The organism is Candidatus Paraluminiphilus aquimaris (assembly GCF_026230195.1).
GTDB classification, from domain to species: domain Bacteria; phylum Pseudomonadota; class Gammaproteobacteria; order Pseudomonadales; family Halieaceae; genus Luminiphilus; species Luminiphilus aquimaris.
In genome coordinates this window covers 2,652,988-2,671,821 of record NZ_CP036501.1, presented here as the reverse complement: position 1 = coordinate 2,671,821, position 18,834 = coordinate 2,652,988, and the positions used below count along the sequence as shown (strand labels likewise).

19 protein-coding genes are annotated in these 18,834 nt (G+C 53.1%); 6 read left to right on the top strand and 13 right to left on the bottom strand.

Translation table 11 applies throughout. The features are described from left to right. The first annotated feature begins 9 nt into the window (after positions 1-9). Entirely contained in the window at positions 10-597 is a 588-nt protein-coding gene (smrA, locus tag E0F26_RS12265; protein WP_279241951.1) for a DNA endonuclease SmrA, read from the top strand. Here smrA and gatB read toward each other — a convergent pair. Genes gatB through gatC form a run of 3 tightly spaced genes read right to left on the bottom strand, consistent with a single transcriptional unit; the run spans position 594 to position 3,786 of the window. After that, positions 594-2,036, bottom strand: a complete 1,443-nt coding sequence (gene gatB / locus E0F26_RS12260) for an Asp-tRNA(Asn)/Glu-tRNA(Gln) amidotransferase subunit GatB (protein WP_279241950.1) — start codon at positions 2,034-2,036, stop codon at positions 594-596. The genes smrA and gatB overlap by 4 nt on opposite strands. Further along, positions 2,036-3,502: an Asp-tRNA(Asn)/Glu-tRNA(Gln) amidotransferase subunit GatA gene (gene gatA, locus E0F26_RS12255; protein WP_279241949.1), complete on the bottom strand. Its 1,467-nt coding sequence runs from the start codon at positions 3,500-3,502 to the stop codon at positions 2,036-2,038. The genes gatB and gatA overlap by 1 nt, the downstream gene beginning before the upstream one ends. Further along, positions 3,502-3,786 carry an Asp-tRNA(Asn)/Glu-tRNA(Gln) amidotransferase subunit GatC gene (gatC, locus tag E0F26_RS12250; RefSeq protein WP_279241948.1) on the bottom strand — a complete coding sequence of 95 codons (285 nt, stop codon included), beginning with the start codon at positions 3,784-3,786 and terminating at the stop codon, positions 3,502-3,504. Before gatC ends, gatA begins: the two co-directional genes overlap by 1 nt. Positions 3,787-3,988: 202 nt before the next feature. Between gatC and E0F26_RS12245 the strand changes: the two genes are divergently transcribed. Genes E0F26_RS12245 through E0F26_RS12225 form a run of 5 tightly spaced genes read left to right on the top strand, consistent with a single transcriptional unit; the run spans position 3,989 to position 10,796 of the window. After that, positions 3,989-5,032, top strand: a complete 1,044-nt coding sequence (locus E0F26_RS12245) for a rod shape-determining protein (RefSeq protein ID WP_279241947.1) — start codon at positions 3,989-3,991, stop codon at positions 5,030-5,032. A 34-nt stretch (positions 5,033-5,066) separates the two neighbouring features. Then, positions 5,067-5,894 (top strand): rod shape-determining protein MreC, encoded by an 828-nt coding sequence (gene mreC / locus E0F26_RS12240; protein ID WP_320416201.1) that lies wholly within the window; start codon positions 5,067-5,069, stop codon positions 5,892-5,894. 12 nt (positions 5,895-5,906) lie between these two features. Beyond that, positions 5,907-6,395 carry a rod shape-determining protein MreD gene (gene mreD, locus E0F26_RS12235; RefSeq protein WP_279241946.1) on the top strand — a complete coding sequence of 163 codons (489 nt, stop codon included), beginning with the start codon at positions 5,907-5,909 and terminating at the stop codon, positions 6,393-6,395. Then, positions 6,392-6,970: a Maf family protein gene (locus E0F26_RS12230; RefSeq protein WP_279241945.1), complete on the top strand. Its 579-nt coding sequence runs from the start codon at positions 6,392-6,394 to the stop codon at positions 6,968-6,970. The genes mreD and E0F26_RS12230 overlap by 4 nt, the downstream gene beginning before the upstream one ends. Further along, positions 6,963-10,796, top strand: coding sequence for a YhdP family phospholipid transporter (locus tag E0F26_RS12225; RefSeq protein WP_279241944.1), 3,834 nt, complete (start codon positions 6,963-6,965; stop codon positions 10,794-10,796). The genes E0F26_RS12230 and E0F26_RS12225 overlap by 8 nt, the downstream gene beginning before the upstream one ends. Here E0F26_RS12225 and yjgA read toward each other — a convergent pair. From yjgA to E0F26_RS12175, 10 genes are all read right to left on the bottom strand, one after another. Next, positions 10,757-11,287: a ribosome biogenesis factor YjgA gene (gene yjgA / locus E0F26_RS12220; protein ID WP_279241943.1), complete on the bottom strand. Its 531-nt coding sequence runs from the start codon at positions 11,285-11,287 to the stop codon at positions 10,757-10,759. The two genes, E0F26_RS12225 and yjgA, sit on opposite strands and share 40 nt — an antisense overlap. Before the next feature lie 16 nt (positions 11,288-11,303). Next, on the bottom strand, positions 11,304-12,653 hold the full coding sequence (gene mgtE, locus E0F26_RS12215; RefSeq protein ID WP_279241942.1) for a magnesium transporter: 1,350 nt from the start codon (positions 12,651-12,653) through the stop codon (positions 11,304-11,306). 87 nt (positions 12,654-12,740) lie between these two features. Further along, complete coding sequence (gene rapZ / locus E0F26_RS12210) at positions 12,741-13,598, bottom strand: RNase adapter RapZ (RefSeq protein WP_279241941.1); 858 nt, start codon at positions 13,596-13,598, stop codon at positions 12,741-12,743. A gap of 118 nt (positions 13,599-13,716) precedes the next feature. Beyond that, positions 13,717-14,004 carry a ribosome hibernation-promoting factor, HPF/YfiA family gene (hpf, locus tag E0F26_RS12205; RefSeq protein ID WP_279241940.1) on the bottom strand — a complete coding sequence of 96 codons (288 nt, stop codon included), beginning with the start codon at positions 14,002-14,004 and terminating at the stop codon, positions 13,717-13,719. Between the two features lie 27 nt (positions 14,005-14,031). Beyond that, complete coding sequence (locus tag E0F26_RS12200) at positions 14,032-15,459, bottom strand: RNA polymerase factor sigma-54 (RefSeq protein WP_279241939.1); 1,428 nt, start codon at positions 15,457-15,459, stop codon at positions 14,032-14,034. Between the two features lie 114 nt (positions 15,460-15,573). Then, positions 15,574-16,302 (bottom strand): LPS export ABC transporter ATP-binding protein, encoded by a 729-nt coding sequence (gene lptB / locus E0F26_RS12195; protein ID WP_279241938.1) that lies wholly within the window; start codon positions 16,300-16,302, stop codon positions 15,574-15,576. Continuing rightward, positions 16,295-16,834: a lipopolysaccharide transport periplasmic protein LptA gene (gene lptA, locus E0F26_RS12190; RefSeq protein ID WP_279241937.1), complete on the bottom strand. Its 540-nt coding sequence runs from the start codon at positions 16,832-16,834 to the stop codon at positions 16,295-16,297. The genes lptB and lptA overlap by 8 nt, the downstream gene beginning before the upstream one ends. Continuing rightward, positions 16,831-17,376 carry an LPS export ABC transporter periplasmic protein LptC gene (lptC, locus tag E0F26_RS12185; protein WP_279241936.1) on the bottom strand — a complete coding sequence of 182 codons (546 nt, stop codon included), beginning with the start codon at positions 17,374-17,376 and terminating at the stop codon, positions 16,831-16,833. The genes lptA and lptC overlap by 4 nt, the downstream gene beginning before the upstream one ends. Then, positions 17,373-17,855 (bottom strand): KdsC family phosphatase, encoded by a 483-nt coding sequence (locus tag E0F26_RS12180; RefSeq protein ID WP_279241935.1) that lies wholly within the window; start codon positions 17,853-17,855, stop codon positions 17,373-17,375. The genes lptC and E0F26_RS12180 overlap by 4 nt, the downstream gene beginning before the upstream one ends. Continuing rightward, positions 17,852-18,832, bottom strand: coding sequence for a KpsF/GutQ family sugar-phosphate isomerase (locus tag E0F26_RS12175; protein WP_279241934.1), 981 nt, complete (start codon positions 18,830-18,832; stop codon positions 17,852-17,854). Before E0F26_RS12175 ends, E0F26_RS12180 begins: the two co-directional genes overlap by 4 nt. Between the last annotated feature and the right edge of the window lie 2 nt (positions 18,833-18,834).

Here is an 18,834-nt window from a genome sequence, read left to right as displayed (position 1 = left end):
ATCTCAAACGTGCAGGACGATGATTTATTTACCAGTGAAATGAGTGGCGTTGAGCCACTTAAGCGTGATCCGAGGGAGCGCCTGGTAAAAGCTGACCGAACTGACAGCGCTGTCAGACGACAGGCCGCTGTGACTGCGCATGCTCGTTCCGACAATCGTCTGACAGACGATGGCATCGCACCGCTAGATGCTTGGTATGCACTCGAATTCAAGCGACCCGGCATTCAGAATGGCGTATACCGGAAATTGCGGCTCGGACACTATGACATAGATGCGCGCCTCGACCTGCATAGAATGACCGTGGCCCAGGCGAGAATCGAAGTATGGTCTTTCTTTAAAGAGGCGCGACGTCTGGGTTTGAGGACGCTTTTGATTACGCATGGCAAGGGCTTGGGCAATAAAGAAAAGTCCGGTTCGGGCGTTCTAAAGGGCTACGTCAACCATTGGTTAAAGGACATCGACGACGTCCAAGCTTTTCATTCGGCGCTCCCACAGCACGGAGGCACCGGAGCGGTGTACGTGCTGCTACGTAAAAGCGAGGAGAAAAAGCGCGAAAATCGAGAGCGGTTTCTTAAGGGTCGGGTCCAGGACGTCTAGCCGAGCTTTTCCTTCAACAGTTGATTGAGCATTTGCGGGTTGGCCTGACCTTTTGAGGCTTTCATGGCCTGGCCCACGAAGAAACCGATCAGTTTTTTTTGTTTTCCCTCATCGGCAGCGCGATATTGCTCAACTTGTGCCGGGTTTGCCGCAATGAGATCACTCACAATAGATTCCAGAGCGCCGGTATCACTCACTTGCTTAAGACCGTTTTTCTCGATGATCTGGTCTACATTGGTTTCACCATCCCACAAAGCATCAAAGACGGTTTTAGCCATTTTGCTTGAGAGGGTACCGTCATCGATCCGCAGAATGAGGTCAGCCAGTTCGACCGCGACTAATTTACTTTCCGTAAGCTGAATACCCGCCTTGTTAAGGCTGGCGCTTACATCGCCAAGTAGCCAGTTTGCCGCAGACTTAGGGTTATTGCATTTCGTTGCCACCGCTTCAAAAAACTCGGCCGTAGGGCGATCTTGGGTGAGCAGTGATGCGTCATATTGGCTCAACCCCAGCTGCTCTGCGAAACGGGCTCGCTTTGTGGTGGGAAGTTCTGGTAGCTCAGCCCGGATCCTCTCGATAGTTTCATCGTCGATAACGACTGGCAGGAGGTCAGGGTCAGGGAAATAGCGATAGTCATTAGCCACTTCTTTCGAACGCATCGAGCGAGTCTCATCAGCATCGGGGTCAAACAACCGTGTTTCTTGAGTAACGGCTCGCCCGCTTTCTAGAATATCTTGCTGACGCTCTGCTTCGACATAAATGGCGCGTTCTATGAAACGAAATGAATTGATGTTTTTGAGCTCGGTGCGGGTCCCGTATTCCTGCTCCCCCTCCAGTCGAAGCGATAAATTAACGTCGCACCGCATGGAACCTTCGGCCATGTTGCCGTCTGATATACCGAGATAGGTGACTAGGGCGTGCAGGGCTTTTAAGTAGGCAACGACTTGGTCCGCCGTTCGAAAGTCGGGTTCGGTAACGACCTCTAGTAGCGGTGTCCCCGCGCGATTGAGGTCGATAGCGGTTTGGCCGGGAATCGCGTCGTGGACTGATTTTCCCGCATCCTCCTCAAGATGTGCTCGCAGTATTCGAACAGGGAAGATGGAACCATCGGGCATGGGTACGTCAAACACGCCTTCTTTTACGATGGGCTCGAAAAACTGCGAAATTTGATACCCCTTGGGAAGGTCAGGGTAGAAATAGTTTTTTCGGTCGAAACGCGAGACCTTGCCAATCTCAGCGCCAACGCCTAAACCAAAGACAATAGCCTTGGTCACCGCCTCATGATTGAGAACCGGGAGCGTCCCGGGTAAGGCCATATCCAGCGGATTAGTGTGGCTGTTGGGCTCTGCGCCAAACACAGTGGATGATGACGAGAAGATTTTCGACTGTGTCGCAAGCTGAAGGTGAACCTCCAGACCCATCACTTTTTCCCAGCGCATCAGTGACGCTCCTCCATCTTTGGCGTCAGGGTATGCCACGTTGTCCGTTGCTGAAATTGGTGTGCAAGCCGCAAAAGATCAACTTCGCCGAATCGCCGTCCAATGAGCTGCATACCTACGGGGAGGCCCTCTACGATACCCGCAGGAACACTCATCGCGGGTAAGCCTGCTAGATTGGCGCCGATGGTAAAGACGTCCTCCATGTACATATCCGTAATCGACTTTGACGAGTCATTGAGCGCAAACGCTGTGTTGGGTGCGGACGGACCTGCAATCACATCTACCTTTGAGAGTACGTCCTCGTACTCCTGAGAAATTAACCGTCGGACTTGTTGGGCTTTCATAAAATATTGGTCGTAGGATGCGGCCGACAGGGTGAAAGCGCCTATTAGAATGCGCCGCTTTACCTCCTCACCAAACCCTTCTGTTCGCGACCTAAGGTATAAGTCTTGAAGATCGGTGGGGTTGTCGCAGCGGTATCCGTACCGGACACCGTCGTAGCGCGATAGATTGGCTGAAGCTTCGGCAGGTGCAATAACGTAATAAGTAGAGACGCCCAGAGACGTCGAGGGCAAGGACACATCAACCAATTTGGCGCCCAGTTTTTCAAGTTCCTTCAAGCTTGCTTCAATCGTTTCAGCAACGGCGCTGTTCAAGTCGTTGGCGAAAAATTCTTTTGGTACACCCACCCGCATTCCTTGGACGCAATCTTCTAGGTGCGCTGAATAGGCGGGCACCACTTGGTCAGAACACGTCGAGTCAAGTGGGTCTGCACCAGCCATGGCCTCTAGCACCAATGCGCAATCCTCGGCGGTTCTGGCCATGGGGCCCGCTTGGTCCATCGACGACGCGAAAGCGATCATCCCGTATCGTGAAACCCGTCCATAGGTCGGTTTTAAGCCCGTGATGCCGCACAAGGCTGCAGGTTGCCTTATCGAGCCTCCCGTATCGGTGCCTGTCGCAAGTGGCACTAGCCCGGCCGCTACGGCTGATGCCGATCCACCGGAGGAGCCGCCGGGCACCTTGGCGGTATCCCACGGATTTTTACAGGCGCCAAAATGGCTGGTTTCGTTGGAAGAGCCCATGGCAAATTCATCCATATTGCATTTGCCCAACGTGACCATGCCTGCAGCGTTAAGGTGTTTAACAACGGTTGCATCGTAAGGCGCGACGAAGCCCTCAAGCATCTTTGAAGCGCAAGTTGTCGGCATGTTCTGAGTACAAAAGATGTCTTTGTGCAGCATAGGGATGCCCAAAAGGGGGCTGCTATTACCCTCACGTCGTGCCGCGTCTGCCTTGGCCGCCGCGTCCAGGGCGCGCTCCTCATTCACAGTGATCACGGCATTGAGAGAGGGGTTGAGGTCGGTGATGCGGTTTATCGACTCCCGGGTCAGTTCGACACTGGAGATGGCTCCCGAGGCGAGTTTTCCGCGCATGCCCTCAATTGTTTCGTAGCAAAATGTCATCAGTCGATTACCCTCGGAACAAGAAAGTAATGTTGCTCTGAGGCCGGCGCATTTTGCATGAGCGCCTCTCGATTCACGAGGGTCTTCACCTCATCGGACCGCAGGGGTTGCGATTCAGCACAGGGATTCACCATGGGAGCGATCCCGTCTGTGTCTACGGTGGTGAGGGCGTCAAATAATGCTAACGTCTGATTGAATTCCTGAGTGACCTTGTCTACGTCGTCGTCAGCGATAGTGAGACGTGCTAATTCGGCCACGTCTCTGACTGTCGTTGTCTGAGTCACGGTAATACCTTACTTGATGTGGGTTAAACGTAGAAACTACCACAATCCAGCTTGCTCAAAAACTGTCCGATTGTTACATTTCATAAGGAGATCGCATTACGCTGGCGAAGGTCAGTTTTCGGGAGAAGTCACACCCGGGTAGTCGATGAGGGGGCTCATTGACTACGATGTATATAACGCACCAATCCATGGGCAAAAAACAATGCTAAAGCGCTTACGAGGGATGTTCTCAACCGATCTATCGATCGACCTCGGTACGGCTAACACACTTATTTACGTCAAGGACAGAGGTATCATTTTAGATGAGCCTTCTGTTGTTGCGATTCGCGTGCACAACGGCCAAAAGTCGATTGAGGCAGTGGGTACCGAAGCGAAACGTATGCTGGGACGAACACCCGGCAATATTACGGCGATTCGCCCTCTTAAAGACGGGGTTATCGCTGATTTTCAGGTCACTGAAAAGATGCTTCAACACTTTATTCTCAAGGTGCATGACACGCACTCTTCGTGGTTGAGACCCAGCCCTCGAGTGCTCATTTGTGTCCCTTGCCTCTCCACCCAGGTTGAGCGGGAGGCGATTCGTCGTTCCGCGGAGGGTGCAGGAGCGCGAGACGTTAGATTAATTGAAGAGCCTATGGCGGCCGCGATTGGCGCAGGCCTTAAGGTGGAAGAAGCCATCGGGTGCATGGTTGTTGATATAGGTGGTGGCACGACAGAAATAGCCCTGATTTCGCTTAGTGGTGTGGTTTACAGAGACTCGATCCGGGTGGGTGGTGATCGCTTTGATGAAGCGATTGTTGCGCATGTACGTCGTCGATTCGGCTGCCTCATTGGTGATGCGACTGCCGAGCGCATAAAGCAGGAAGTGGGTTGCGTGTGGGTGAACAGCGAGCAGCGCGAGATCGACGTAAGAGGTCGCCATCTTGCTGAGGGCGTTCCACGCACGTTTACCCTCAACAGTACAGATGTCATGACGGCGCTCGAAGAACCCGTTGACGCGATCATCCGCGCCGTGAGAATGGCTCTTGAGCAATCGCCACCGGAGCTAGCGGCTGATATCGCCGAGCAAGGGATCGTATTGACGGGCGGTGGTGCACTGCTGCGAGATCTCGATGCGCGGATCGCAGAGGAAACGGGGTTGCCCGTACTCATCGCCGAAGATCCTCTTACCTGCGTGGTAAGGGGCGGTGGTATGGCGCTCGAGTTGATGGACAACTACTCATTGGACCTCATGTCGACCGAGTAGAACTCCGAGGTCGACGCCACCTTAGGAGCTTGCCATCGCCACTCTTTTTTCACGCCCTAAATACCTGACGCTGAGATTGCTCACACTGGTCTTGATAGGCTGGTGCCTCGTCGCGTTGTTTCGCGATACAGGCGTTATGAAACGCGTGAACGGCTGGGGCGCTGACGTGAACGCGCTCTCTCTTTCCGTTGTTGAAGTCCCTAAAAGTCTTGTTCAGTCCGTGAGTAATTACACCGAATCGCGTGCCCAGATGCGCGCACGCATTCAAGAGCTCGAGGACCGCAACCTCATCCTAAGTGCGAGGGCACAGCGCATGGAGGCGTTGGCAGCCGAGAACATGCGTTATCGTGCGCTGCTTAACTCGCCGGTGGCTGACGATGCAACGATGACGGTAGCGCGAGTTATTGCTGTGTCTCCTGATCCCAACCGTCATTTATTGACCATTGATCGGGGTGAGCGGCACGGTATTTCGGAAGGGGCACCTTTGTTGAATGCGGAGGGCGTCATGGGCCAGCTAGTGCAGGTTGGTGTGTCTGCGAGTCGAGCGCTTCTCGTCACCGATAGTCAACACGGTTTGCCGGTTCTTAACAATCGTACAGGTCAGCGCGGAATAGCTGAGGGTGTAGGTCTGTTCAATCGCTTATTGGTGAGAAATTTGGCCAGCACGTCTGAGGTCAGCGAGGGCGACTTGTGGGTAACCTCGGGTTTGGGTGGGCGGTTCCCCGCCGGCTATCCCGTGGGTTTAACCGCAGAGACAACGACCTCAGCGGACGCGGCTTACCTTACTGTGTCGATAGAGCCGCTAGCCAAGTTGGATGTTGAAAGTCATGTCCTTATTCTTACGGATCTCGAGTCAGAGTAAGGGAGCGTTAGCATGATGGACCAGCGGAACGTCTATGGCTCGATGGTTTGCTCCCTCGTTGTTGTCGTTGTGCTGTTACAAGCGTTTTATTATCCAGCAGTTGGCGCATGGCTCCCCCGCATTATTGAGCTTTGTGCCTGTTATTGGATTGTGGCCTCACCCGCAAGATTTGGGATGGTGTTTGCTTTCTTCGTCGGTGCGCTTGTGAGCTTGGTAGAGGGCAGTTTTATTGGAAGTGCATCGATCGGCATGTCACTTGTTGCATACGTGTTGTTGGGAAATATCCATACGATTAGACAGCTCGATGGGATATCCCAGTCACTACTGATTTTCCTTCTCATGGGGATTTATTTGGCGCTTCACCGGTTGACCTTATCGCTTATAGGGGTGTCGTCCAGTGGGCTGTCTTATCTGATTTCAGCGGGTGTCTCGGCACTGCTTTGGAGGCCGTTTTGCAATGGTCTAGATCTCATTAGATTTAGACTTGGGCGTCTTTTATGAGACTCATACTTGCAAGCGCGAGTCCAAGGCGACAGGAGCTACTCTCGGTGCTTGTCCAAGATTTTGATTGTCTTGCCGCCAATATTGATGAAACCCCTTTTTCAGGTGAAGGGCCTGAAGACTATGTTTTACGGATGGCGATAGAAAAAGCGCGCGCAGTAACCGCGCATGAGAGCGCAGTAATTGGATCTGACACGATTGTGGTTTCGTCGGACAAAATTTTGCAAAAACCGGTATCCATTGACGATGCACGGGGAATGTTACGAGCGTTGAGCGGTCAAACTCATAATGTGATGACAGCGGTAGCGATCATGGTTGATGGGAATCTGGAAACGAGACTGTCCAATACGCGAGTAACCTTTACCGAGCTCGAGCATTCCCTTATTGAGGCCTACCTTGCGACTGATGAGCCCTGGGACAAAGCCGGCGCCTACGCTATTCAAGGACTCGCCGGTGCTTTTGTTCGGCGTCTCGAGGGGAGCTACAGCGCCGTAGTGGGTTTACCGCTATCCGAAACAAAAGAGCTTTTGGATGTCGCAGGTGTTCAGACACGTCTGAGTATTTGGGATGATTGAGCGGATCTATCATTTTATCAGTGGGCTTCTTTGGCGCACGCTGCTGACGCTTCTGGTGGGGCTCGCGATTGCAGTCAGTTCGACAACAGTTCTCCTATCGATGCTGCCCTCGGTAAACGATGCCGTGACCGAGGCGATAGAAGCCCGAACGGGCTTTCGCGCTGATATTGGGTCTTTGGAAGGCGAGATGTCAGGCTTTCGGCCCAAGCTGAAAGTCACTGATGTGGTTATTTACCAAGACGCCACGCAAAACGCGCCCGTCTTTCAGGCTGATGAGCTTCAGATCACGGTAAACCCATGGCGAAGCCTACTGCAGCGTCAGTTGATTTTGTCCGAGTGGAAAGCGCGAGACGTTGATATTCCTGCAAGGTTAGAAAACTCGGCGGGGAGTATTGTGATCCCTATCGATCCGGGTGTTTTCGCCAGTGAAATCGAGAGGCTTACCTTACAAAACACAAAAGTCCTCCTGCTGCGGGATCAAGGTGAGGAGGAGGACAGGCTCTTACTCGAGGTGGATCTGGACCTAAGGCGAGACGGAAGCTCGCGCGAATTGCAGCTCAGCGCGAGAGGGGATGGTGATCTAAGAATCAATGCCAGCGGATCGGGTGTGGGTGATCCGTTTGATCTAAGAGGCTTCGTGGGTGGCATAAACGGTCGAATCACGGCAGCTAATATCGCTGCGATGGCTTCGTTTTTTGATATGCCAATATCCGGCCGCGGCGATATTCTCTTTTGGACTGATGCCGCCAACGGTGTATTTACCTCTACGTTTCAGGCTGACGGTAACGTCTCTGTAGAGACCGGAGCCAATTCGTCAAATGAGATTGCGTTGTCGGTACTTGGCGTTGCCGAGTCTGAGGGCTCAGGTGCCTGGCTCAATTTCGATGCGCTCTCGCTTGCATTGGATGAAACGCAGTTATCGCTTGATAACCTTCATCTGGGCCTTTTCGATGACGAGTGGGCGCTGGTGATGAATGACGTTGACGTAGCCGCGGCGGCCGCGACCCTTCTCGGCACCGGCTTACTACCCGAGGATGTAGTTGAAAAAATCCAAGTGATGCGACCCTCAGGACAGATCGCGGCGTTAACTCTGGCTGGAGATTATCGGCAACTTGCTGTTAAGCGAGCCGGTATCGACATTCGCAATTTTGGGATCATTGAAAATACGCCGTTGCCCGGGATCACTAATTTATCTGCGTCAGTGGGCTATGAGAATGGCGCGGGCTCCATCCAAGTACAAAGCGAGGACTTCTCTTTTTCGATACCCACTCAATTCAAGGAGCCATTGGCGCTTGGGAGTGTTTCAGCGTTGGCCGACTTCTTGATCAGCGGAGATCGCATCGTGATCAGAGACGGTCGAGTGCTCAGCGATGCTGGAGATTTTGTTGCCCAGGGTTTGATCTCTGCCAGTTTGCCCCTTAGGGCGAATAGCTCAATTGTTCCTGAGTTAAATGTTGTACTCGGCGCTGAAAGCGCGCCATCGGATAGGGTGCTCAAGTTCACGCCCTATAAAATTGACCCAGAGGCGTATCGATGGATGCAAACGTCGATTGGCGCCGGTGCTGCCAAGAGCGTGGGTTTTGTCCTGCGAGGGGGCTTACGCAAGGAGGATTACCCTTTTAGGTCCGTTCAACTTTCTGCTCTCGCAGACCTCGATACCGTGCAGCTGATGCCGGGCTTACCGCCGGCGAGAAATTTAAAAGGCCACGTTGCCGTAGACAATGCGCTGGTGACCTTTGATCTCGATTCAGCTGATGTCGGTACGCTCGAGGTGCCCTCAGCGCTCGTACAAGTAGGGCGGGTAGGCGGCATTCAATTGCTTACAACACATGCGGACGTTGCAGGCTCAGTGCCCAACGCTATTCGAGAAATAGCATCGATACCCTATGTTCCCGATAGCGTCGGTGATGCATTGCGTCGTCTTGAAACCCAAGGTGCTATGACGGCGCAATTTGAGCTCTCTTTACCGATGAAGGGTGCGCCTCGAATCCCACGCATTACAACGCGCGGGGAGGTCACAGATGCGAGGTTCTCGTACACAGGTCTGCCCCTAACGGTCACTCAGCTCGACGGGGATATCGTCTATCAATACCCCCAGGGGATCTCCGGTGGAACGCTGTCGGGAACGGTTTTCGGTGATGAAATCATCCTCGATCTAAATCCTCAGGCGGTGGATCTGGGCTTGAGCAAAGTCGGCTTCTCATTATCTACGCGCGCCAACTTATCCGTCTCAAATCTTTCCTCCTTGGCGAGCCTCAAGATACCCGATACGTGGCTATCGGGGAGGTCGGAATTCTCGATTGCCATGCAGGCGGGAGACGGCGTACGTCTTCAGGCAGTATCGGAGCTGACAGGTTTTGAGAGTACGTTGCCTGCGCCTTTTGATAAGAAGCGCGAGGCACCTCTCCCATTGCGTGTGGATCTTGATCTGTCTGACGCATCTGACCTTGCCTTTACTTATGGTGACGTACTGACCGGTTACGCAGCGCGCAAGGTCGAAGGCTGGTCTGGAATTGCCCGTATTGGTGGCGGCGCGCTAGACAATGCGTCAGTACGTGCTAAAGCACTTGCGTCAAACACTCTTGAAGTGGGGGGGCGACTTTCCGAACTGGACTTGCTGGCGTGGAGCGATGTGATCACTCAGTTTGAGTTGTCTGGCACCGAGAGTGGCTTCAACGCTCAATGGCAGGCGTTAGAGATTGATCGAGTGCAGTTGGGCGCCGGCGACTTGCTCGGCGTCAAAACAAGCGGACGCTCCAACAGCCGCGGGTTTGACGTGGAGTTGGTGAGCGACTTTGTATCCGGGCGTCTCAACTACGACCCTGCCGATAATCTGCTCAGTACGAAGATTACGGAACTTGATTTGGATCGACTCCCTCAGTTCACAGATCAAACACTTACTCGTCAACGCGACGGGTTAACTATCGGGCCTGACCTGCCGCACCTGTCAGTGGCTGTTGATACGATTTTGCGCGACGGTAAAGACTTGGGGTCGCTCGGTTTTGAGGTGGACGCTGCGCCTGAGTCTATTAGTTTAACCTCCATCAACGGTATCATCGACGGTGTGACGCTCGGTGAGAAAAATCAGGTTGACTGGACTCTGGGAGAGGGCGCCGCAACCTCAGCTTCGATTGATTTCCAGCTTGGCCCTGCCGCGTCGACACTGTCTGTCGTCAATACTGATTCGGTCGTTGATTTTGCTTCAGGGTCGGTGACGGGCAGTCTTTCTTGGGCAGGTTCGCCTTTAGATGTTGCGCTGGGCCGCCTCTATGGTGACGTGAAGCTGGAATTAAATAAGGGCTCTTTTTTGCCCGTCTCTTCCCAGGCAACCGGACCTCTCCGCTTTATCAGTGTTTTTAATCTTGCGGGCTTAGTGCAGCGCGCCAATGTTAATCAGCTCTTCGATCCCGGATTGACCTTTGACAAAGCAAAAGGGGATTTGGCGCTCGATGGTGAGCGCGTGATGATCAATGAGTTTTCCATTAGAAACGGCGGTGGTCGGTTAGATTTGGGTGGTAACTTCGATATTGCCAGCGAGGTGATTGATGCTGAGCTAACCGTTACCTTGCCGCTGGTGGAGAACATCCCTTGGGTGGCGGCGCTCGCAGGCGGATTACCTATTGCAGCGGGTGCTTATCTCGCGAGTCGAGTTTTTGAAGACCAGGTGACGCGACTCTCCAGTGGTGTTTACTCCGTCACGGGGCCTTTGGATACGCCTGAGGTGAAATTTTTGCGCGTGTTTGATGCGCGGCGATCTGCCGAGAAGTTGGGCTCGCTCGAGCGGGATCAGTCTTCTGAGTCTGACTCGGGAAGCGATCGCAAGTAGCGAAATAACTTCCTCGCGGAAGTGGGTGGTAATGCTTTCTTCTGCTCATCGATGGCGCTTCGACTGAGCTGCCTCAGCATTTGGCGGTCAGCGTTCGGCCATATCGCAAGCACCTCCTGCAGCGCGTCATCGCCGCGTGAGATGAGTGCGCTTCGTGCCGCTTCAATCATATGCTCACGGGCTTTTTCTTTGCGACTACCTTCATGAAGCGCGTCGAGGGATTGGGCAATGCGCTCGGAGTCGGCAGAGCGCATGAGCTTGCCAATGTATTGCATTTGTCGTCGCTTGCCACTGTGGTGGTTGATACGTTGCGCGAGTTCGATGGCCTCTAATAGGGGCTCGTTGTCCAAATCGAGCTTTGCGAGTTGCGTGCTGGTCAGACCGACCAACGCCTCACCGAGATTTTGAAGAGCATGCATTTGGCGCTTCCGAGAACTCTTACTCTCGGGTGCCAACGCATCGTCCCCGTCCCATAAATCATCATCGTTCATATTGGTTAACCCTTGCTTAGCCGTAAAAATACGCGGCCAGACCCAAGAATGCCCAGAAGCCAACCACATCGGTTACGGTGGTGAGGATGACACCACCGGCGAGCGCGGGATCAATCTTGAGTCGCTCCAAGAGCAGTGGTAGCGAGGCTCCAGCAATACCCGCGGTGAGTAAATTAACGATAATTGCAAAGGCGATAATGAGGCCTAGAGTGCTGTCATCGAACCAATAGGTGGTGACGAGTGCCATGACAAATGCCCAAATAAGACCATTGAGCGCTGAGACGAGTATTTCTCTGCGAACCAGCCAAATTTCAGTGCGATCATTAATTTGGCCCATCGCCATTGCCCGAATGAGAACTGTAAGACTTTGGGTGCCAGCAATTCCGCCCATGGACGCGACGATAGGCATCAACACAGCCAGGGCCACGACTTTTTCGATGGTTGCTTGGAACAAACTTATGACCGAGGCCGCCAAAATAGCGGTCAATAAATTGACCGCCAGCCAAACAGCGCGCTGAGGTGCCGTTTGGAGGACGGGAGTGAAGGCGTCTCCGTCTCCTAAGCCGGCCATTACAGCCAGACTGTGATCGGCCTGCTCGCGGATCACGTCGACCACGTCATCGATCGTAATACGACCGATTAACTTTCCTTGTGGGTCAACTACCGGTGCCGAAATCCAGTCATTGCGCTCAAATCGACGTGCCACCTCATCGGCTGAGGTCATTGCGTCGAGCGGTTCGCGCTCCGTCTTCATCATCTCGCGAACTGACGCCGACGGATCCGATACAAGCAGTGTGCGAACCGGTAAAAGGCCCACATATTTGTCTTCACGACTCACCACAATAAGGCTGTCCGTGTTTTCCGGTAATCGCGTGTGCCGTCTCAGGTAGCGAAGAACAACATCCATGGTGAGATCGGGTCGGATGGTAAGCGTATCCGTACTCATAAGACCCCCGGCGACATCGTCGGGGTAGCTCAGCGCCGTCTCAAATCGCTCACGATCATCCGTCGTCAATGAGTCTAAAATGAGGTCGGTTTCCGCTTGCGGCAGCTCATGAAGAATGTCCGCAACGTCATCGTCGTCTAGCTGGACAATAATTTCCGCGACGGCTTCCGGTTGCAGATCTGCGAGGAAATGGTTCCTGATGTCATCGGGTAGTTCGTTGAGGACATCGGCTTCTTGCTCATGGTCCAGCAGTGACCATAGCTCATGCCGCGTCGCAGGCGGTGAGGCGCTAATAAGGTAGGCGATATCTCCCGGCGACATATCGGGAAGGTAGGCAGCGACGTCGGGCAGGGCACCCGAGCGCAGGGCATCAGCGACACGCGTCACTGCTGGACTCGCCTGTGCACTGATATCTACCATGTGAGATCCTCCCGACTGCGCGCAAGAGTAACATCGCTTGAGGCTTTCGCAGCGTGTGGTGCGAACAAATACCAGTCCCGGAGTTTGCTAGCTTTTAGGCATATCTCTGTGAGTGACCGAGACACCTTCAAATTGCCGCGAGAGAGCTTCGCCAATTCGCTCTGTCATGTACACCGACCGGTGCTTCCCACCCGTGCAACCAACAGCAATCGTCAGATAAGCGCGCTGGCTTTTTTGGTAAAGCGGAACCCACTTGAGTAGCATGCTAATACAATCATTTGCCACGGTATCCGTTTCCGGATGCGCCTCAATAAATTGCTTTACTTGCAGCGCCTGACCCGTAAACGCTCTGAGCTCGGGCTCCCAATGTGGATTGGCTAGCATGCGCATATCGAGCACAATATCGGCGTTTAACGGCGCGCCTTTTTTGAATCCAAAAGATTCGATGCTGATAGCCATACCCGAGCGGGCTTTCCCAAACCGCTGCTGCATCACTTCGCGTTGGTTGTAGGGTGACATTTCCGAGGTGTCGATAATCAAATCAGCGGCAGAGATTAGCGGCTCTAGAATGATCCGTTCGATAGCGAGGGCATCCGTCAGCGGTAAGCCGTCTTCACTTAGGGGGTGTTTGCGCCGGGTTTCGTTAAAGCGTTTACTCAGAGCTTGCGCGGTCGCGTCGAAAAAGATGAGCTCGAAAGTGTTTTTTTCTCTGAGCCCTTTTAAAAAGTCGCGTAAGTCGTTAACGCCCGCATCCTCTGTGCGAATATCGATACAGATGGCAAGGCCTGTGTAGGCCGACGAGGGCGCTTCCTCGAAGTGTTTTATGAGGGATTCAACGAGCGTGACAGGTAGGTTATCCACACAGTAGAAACCCATGTCCTCCAGCTGATTTAACGCTGAGCTTTTGCCTGATCCGGAGCTGCCACTTACGATAATAATGTGCATGACGAGTTTGCCGTTTTTCCCTCGTTACTCGGTAAACCTTGATAACTCGCTGCTACGGTCCGTCGCCGCAGCGGTCGCTTAAGCGCCAAACTTGCGCGATGACACTCACCTTCTAGTGCTAGTGGGTCCGATGCTTTCTCTTGTGATCGGTTACCTGACGATCTAATTTTTCGATAACAGAGTCTATCGCGGGATACATATCAGAGAGTGTCTGCGAAGCAAAAAAGTCAGCCCCAGCAAGGTGTAAATTAGCTTCAGCTTTATGTTCAGCGCGTTCCACAACAAGAACGAACTCTATATGGTCAATGCTGTCACAGTGCCGCTGTACCCGTCGTAATTTCCTCGAAATATGCTCTCGTAAGCCATCTGTTACGTCGACGTGGTGTCCGCTAATAGTCACTCTCATGATGATTCTCCTGTAATGGTTCAACAATTAGATATAACGCTTCCTTTCGTTTGAGGGGCCTATATTCATTTGTTCTCGGTACTTTGCGACCGTGCGCCGTGCCACCACTACGCCTTCATCAGCGAGAAGTGTGCACAGCTTTGCATCGCTCAATGGCTTCTGCGAGTTCTCTGCGCCAATGATTCGTTTGATCAATGCTTTGATTGCAGTTGACGAGCACTCGCCACCCTCGGTGGTGGCAACATGACTTGAAAAGAAGTATTTCAACTCATAAATACCCCGGGGCGTATGCATGTACTTGCGTGTCGTTGCCCGAGAGACAGTGGACTCATGTAAGTCCACCTCTCCGGCAATGTCCGCCAATATTAAGGGGCGCATTGCTTCTTCCCCGTGATCGAGGAAAGCACGCTGATGCTGCACAATCGAAGAGGCCACTTTTAGCAACGTCTCATTTCGGCTCAATAGGCTCTTGATAAACCATTTTGCTTCTTGAACGTTGTTTCTTGCGTAATCTCGGTCGGAGCTCGTTCCCGCGTTTAGCAATTCCGCGTAGTGATGATTGATTCGTAGTTTTGGCGCTATGTCGGGGTTTAATTCGACTCGCCATTTTCCTTCAACACGCTTAACAAACACGTCGGGAACAATGTATTCAGTTGCAGAGGCTTGAAGCGACGCGCCGGGGGTTGGATTCAATGAGCGTATTAGATTTAGCGCGCCGATAATGTCCTCAGGCGTGGTCCGCATCCTCCGTGCTAAGTGTTTCGGCTCAGCCACAGGAATTTGCTCGATGTGCCGCCTAACCATCATACCGGCAGTATCGCGATGCGGCGTCTCTTCACTCATCTGCCTTAGCTGAATGAGGAGACACTCTTGTAAGTCCGTCGCGAAAACACCGGTTGGCTCAAAGTGTTGAAGACGGTGCAGTACAGCCATTACCTCTTCAAACTCTAGTTCATCGATGTTCAGCCCTTCAAAAATTTGCTCAGCTGTTTGTGTCAGCCTTCCGTCATCATCAACCGCATCGATGAAGGCGAGCGCGATGGCGCGGTCTGTTTCGGAAAAGCGTGTGAGATTGAGTTGCCAAAGTAGGTGCGACTGCAATGTTTCGGGTGACGAGTCACGCTCACCAAAGTTCAGATCCTCGCCGCCGGCGCCCTGCGTGGCCGCAGGTGCGGAAGAGGGCATGACATCTTCCCAGGCCGCGTCTACTTGAAGCTCGGTTGAAGGGAGATCCTCGGAAGTGGTGTCGGAAAAGTCGACTTGCTCTTTAACATCCGTCTCAAGCGGCGCTTCATTGGAACCCTCCTCTTCGTCGAGAAGTGGATTGCTCTCAAGCGTTTCGGTGATGGCTTGCTGAAGATCGAGTGTGCTGAGTTGAAGGAGCTTAATAGCTTGCTGCAGCTGAGGTGTCAGCGTTAGTTGTTGACCGAGCTTTAACTGCAGAGCTTGCTTCATGAATCTCTTTGAGAAGCCATTGGATAGACAGTTTAGCGCTTTCATTTCAACAAAGGCAAACCGCTTGGCCTACCTTTTGCTTACATTGCTATGTTCGTTGTACGCAGCGAGAACTTACAGCCGAAAGTCCTGGCCGAGGTATACTTTACGGACGTTCGCATTGTCGAGAATGCTTTGTGCGTCGCCCTCAGCAATCACACTTCCCTCACTAACTATGTAGGCCCGCTCGCAGATGTCGAGTGTTTCGCGGACGTTGTGGTCTGTGATTAATACCCCGATCCCCCGGTCTCGAAGGTGGGTGATAATTGCTTTTATGTCCGATATGGATATGGGGTCTACACCGGCGAATGGCTCATCTAATAATATGACCTTTGGGTCCGTTGCGAGTGCGCGGGCGATCTCCACTCGACGCCGCTCACCTCCCGACAAACTTTGACCAAGTGATGATCGAAGATGCGTGATGTGAAACTCGTGAAGAAGCTCGTCACAAAGGTTTTGTTGTTCGGTCACCGTTAAGTCATCTCGGGTTTCGATAATGGCCATCAGGTTGTCTTCGACGGAAAGTCGACGGAAAATTGAGGCCTCTTGAGGGAGGTAGCCCAAACCCTGTCTTGCTCTTAGATGAATGGGCAGCGCAGTGACATCTTCACCACAGAGTGTGATGCGCCCCTCATCGGTCGCAACCAAGCCGACCATGAGGTAGAAGCAAGTGGTTTTTCCTGCGCCATTGGGTCCTAGGAGTCCAATAATCTCGCCGGCGTTTACCGACATTGACATACCGTTAACGACACGGCGGCCACGATATGACTTGGCCAGACCCTTTGCAGTGAGAACCTCAGTCACGACCTGGATTCTCCCTAAGCGAGTTCGGTGGGATGGTTACTTTCACGCGTTGAGGCTTTTTTCCACTGGGCGATCCCGCGGCGATGACACGCTGCGAACTAACAATGTACTCTATTGTGCTGCCCTCTATCACCGCACCGTCTTGAAGTATTCGCGCCTCACCAATTAGGCGAATGCGGTCTTTTGTCTCTTGATATTCGATGGCATTGGCTTGCGCGTTGATCGGCGTCTCACGGTCACTCGGGGTTTGCTTCAGCGTTGCAGGCGTGCCCGTGGCGGTAATGATCGACGCGCCTTTGTCATCAAATGAAAAGACCAACCGCTCTGACTTGATCTCAAGCGAGCCTTGGCGAAGCTCTACGGAACCGCGGTATGTTGTCAGGCCTGATGGCTCCTCGCGTGTCACCTGATCTGCCGATATTTCAATCGGTTGATCGGCATCGTTTGCGAAGGAGCCGATTGCGCTGGTGGCCAGCAGTATCGCCAGCAAGACGCTGATTAATCTGGTCCCTAGGGGATACTCACAATTCACTTTTCGCTGGTTCCTTTACTAAAGCTGGACGCGACATCCCCCCGCAACTTTGCGGTTCCGCCGCGAAAATCAATCTGCAGTTGAGAGCCGGTTGTTATACCTCTCGCGCTAATTATGCTCGCTTGAGACGATGATGACGCGAGATGGGTGTTTGCATCAATGGTGAGCTCGTCGGTCTCAAGCGTGACGTCGGCTCCCCGGGTTACAATTACGCCGCCTGTAAGCGTAAGGGTGTCATCGCTTAATCTCGAAAGTCCGCGCGGTGCCTCTAGTTGCCAGCGCACCCCTTGCTCGTCCTCGCGTTCAACGTGAAGACCGCCCATCAACATCTGTGAATCCCCTTCAAGTTGGACTGCGTGGTCGGCATGGCTTGTCTCTAGTTTGCGGCCCGAAGTATCGTAGCGAATAAGTTCTAAATTATTCAGCTCCGTGGAGATCAACTTTCGCGCCTCCAAACTCGTTGGGGCTTCGTTTTCGAGACGCGCAAAAATCAGCAAGACGGCCATGACGCCAAGCAGAGCGCCGCTAATACTCCATTTCACGGGGTGACATCACCGAGTAGATAATCACAGAATTCGCGAACGCAGCCTTCGCCCCCATTAAGTGATGCGACCCAATCTGCTTTGGAGACAACTGCCGGGACGGCGTTTTTGGGGCAAGCACCCATTCCTGTGCTGGCAATAGCATCAATGTCCGGTAAGTCGTCGCCCATGTAGGCCACTTCGTGAAGCTCAATTGCCACTGACCGAAGGAGTTCTTTGAGCGCGGTCAGCTTGTCTTCACGGCCCTGAATCACATGATGAATACCAAGCTCTGTGGCTCTTCGCGCCACCATGGGCGATACCCGACCGGTAATAATGGCGGTTTGAATGCCCGCTTGTTGCACGCGTTTTATTCCTACACCATCTTTAATATTAAACGACTTGAGTTCCTGGCCATCACTCGTGTAGGTGACTTTGCCGTCGGTCATCACGCCGTCAACATCCAGAACCAAAAGTTTTATCGGGCTACTTTCGCTCATACGATACCGGCCCTTAACAGCGCGAGGAGATGGATCACGCCCGTCACGGCGCCCGTTTTATCCGTGACCACGAGTGCGCTGATTCCGTCTGATTCCATGCGTTTAACCGCCTCAGCCGCAAGTGCATCTGAGTCGATTGTCTTTGCACCGTGTGACATGACACTACCGACCTCGGTCTTATTTAAGTCGTGACCTTGCTCAAGTACCCGTCTCAAGTCGCCATCCGTGAAGATACCGAGTAGCGCATTGTTATCATCGGTCACGGTGGACATTCCTAACCCCTTAGCCGAGATAACCATCAGCGCATCCGCTAAGGATGTTGACGGAGCAACCTGAGGAATGTCAGCCCCGGTAACTTGAAGGTCTGAGACGCGAGTTAAAAGCCGACGCCCTAGCGCCCCACCCGGGTGAGTAAAGGCAAAATCTTCTGCTGTGAAACCCTTGTGCTCAAGTAGCGCGACAGCCAAAGCGTCGCCCATGACGAGATTGGCTGTGGTACTTGCGGTGGGTGCAAGATCATGCGGGCACGCTTCTTCATCGACACTTATATTCAAGTGAATGTCTGCAGCGGTTGCCAGGAGTGAGTCGGGGTTTCCGGTCATGGCAATAATGGGTATCCCTAGGCGCTTAAGCATCGGAAGCAGGGCCGTCACTTCACTGGTTGTTCCGCTGTTAGACATGAGCAAAGCAGCATCGCTCTGTGTAATCATTCCCATGTCACCGTGGCAGGCCTCGGCTGGGTGAACAAACTGAGCTGGGGTGCCGGTGCTGGCCAAGGTCGCCGCGATTTTGCTACCGATATGTCCACTTTTACCCATACCGCTCACGATGACTCTGCCATTAGCTGCGGCGAGAATGCTAACAGCCTCGGCAAAGTCCTCGTCGATGCGGGATTTGAGAGCGTCCACCGCCCTCATCTCAATATCGATGGTTCTCAGTGCCGAGTCGATTGACGAACGTATGGGTTGATGAGTCATAG

What these genes read in the sequence shown, in the direction of transcription:
- gatB (WP_279241950.1), bottom strand. Translation starts at nt 2,036, where the DNA reads ATGCGCTGGGAAAAAGTGATGGGTCTGGAGGTTCACCTTCAGCTTGCG.
- gatA (WP_279241949.1), bottom strand. Translation starts at nt 3,502, where the DNA reads ATGACATTTTGCTACGAAACAATTGAGGGCATGCGCGGAAAACTCGCC.
- E0F26_RS12245 (WP_279241947.1), top strand. Translation starts at nt 3,989, where the DNA reads ATGCTAAAGCGCTTACGAGGGATGTTCTCAACCGATCTATCGATCGAC.
- mreD (WP_279241946.1), top strand. Translation starts at nt 5,907, where the DNA reads ATGATGGACCAGCGGAACGTCTATGGCTCGATGGTTTGCTCCCTCGTT.
- E0F26_RS12230 (WP_279241945.1), top strand. Translation starts at nt 6,392, where the DNA reads ATGAGACTCATACTTGCAAGCGCGAGTCCAAGGCGACAGGAGCTACTC.
- E0F26_RS12225 (WP_279241944.1), top strand. Translation starts at nt 6,963, where the DNA reads ATGATTGAGCGGATCTATCATTTTATCAGTGGGCTTCTTTGGCGCACG.
- yjgA (WP_279241943.1), bottom strand. Translation starts at nt 11,287, where the DNA reads ATGAACGATGATGATTTATGGGACGGGGACGATGCGTTGGCACCCGAG.
- mgtE (WP_279241942.1), bottom strand. Translation starts at nt 12,653, where the DNA reads ATGGTAGATATCAGTGCACAGGCGAGTCCAGCAGTGACGCGTGTCGCT.
- rapZ (WP_279241941.1), bottom strand. Translation starts at nt 13,598, where the DNA reads ATGCACATTATTATCGTAAGTGGCAGCTCCGGATCAGGCAAAAGCTCA.
- hpf (WP_279241940.1), bottom strand. Translation starts at nt 14,004, where the DNA reads ATGAGAGTGACTATTAGCGGACACCACGTCGACGTAACAGATGGCTTA.
- E0F26_RS12200 (WP_279241939.1), bottom strand. Translation starts at nt 15,459, where the DNA reads ATGAAGCAAGCTCTGCAGTTAAAGCTCGGTCAACAACTAACGCTGACA.
- E0F26_RS12180 (WP_279241935.1), bottom strand. Translation starts at nt 17,855, where the DNA reads ATGAGCGAAAGTAGCCCGATAAAACTTTTGGTTCTGGATGTTGACGGC.
- E0F26_RS12175 (WP_279241934.1), bottom strand. Translation starts at nt 18,832, where the DNA reads ATGACTCATCAACCCATACGTTCGTCAATCGACTCGGCACTGAGAACC.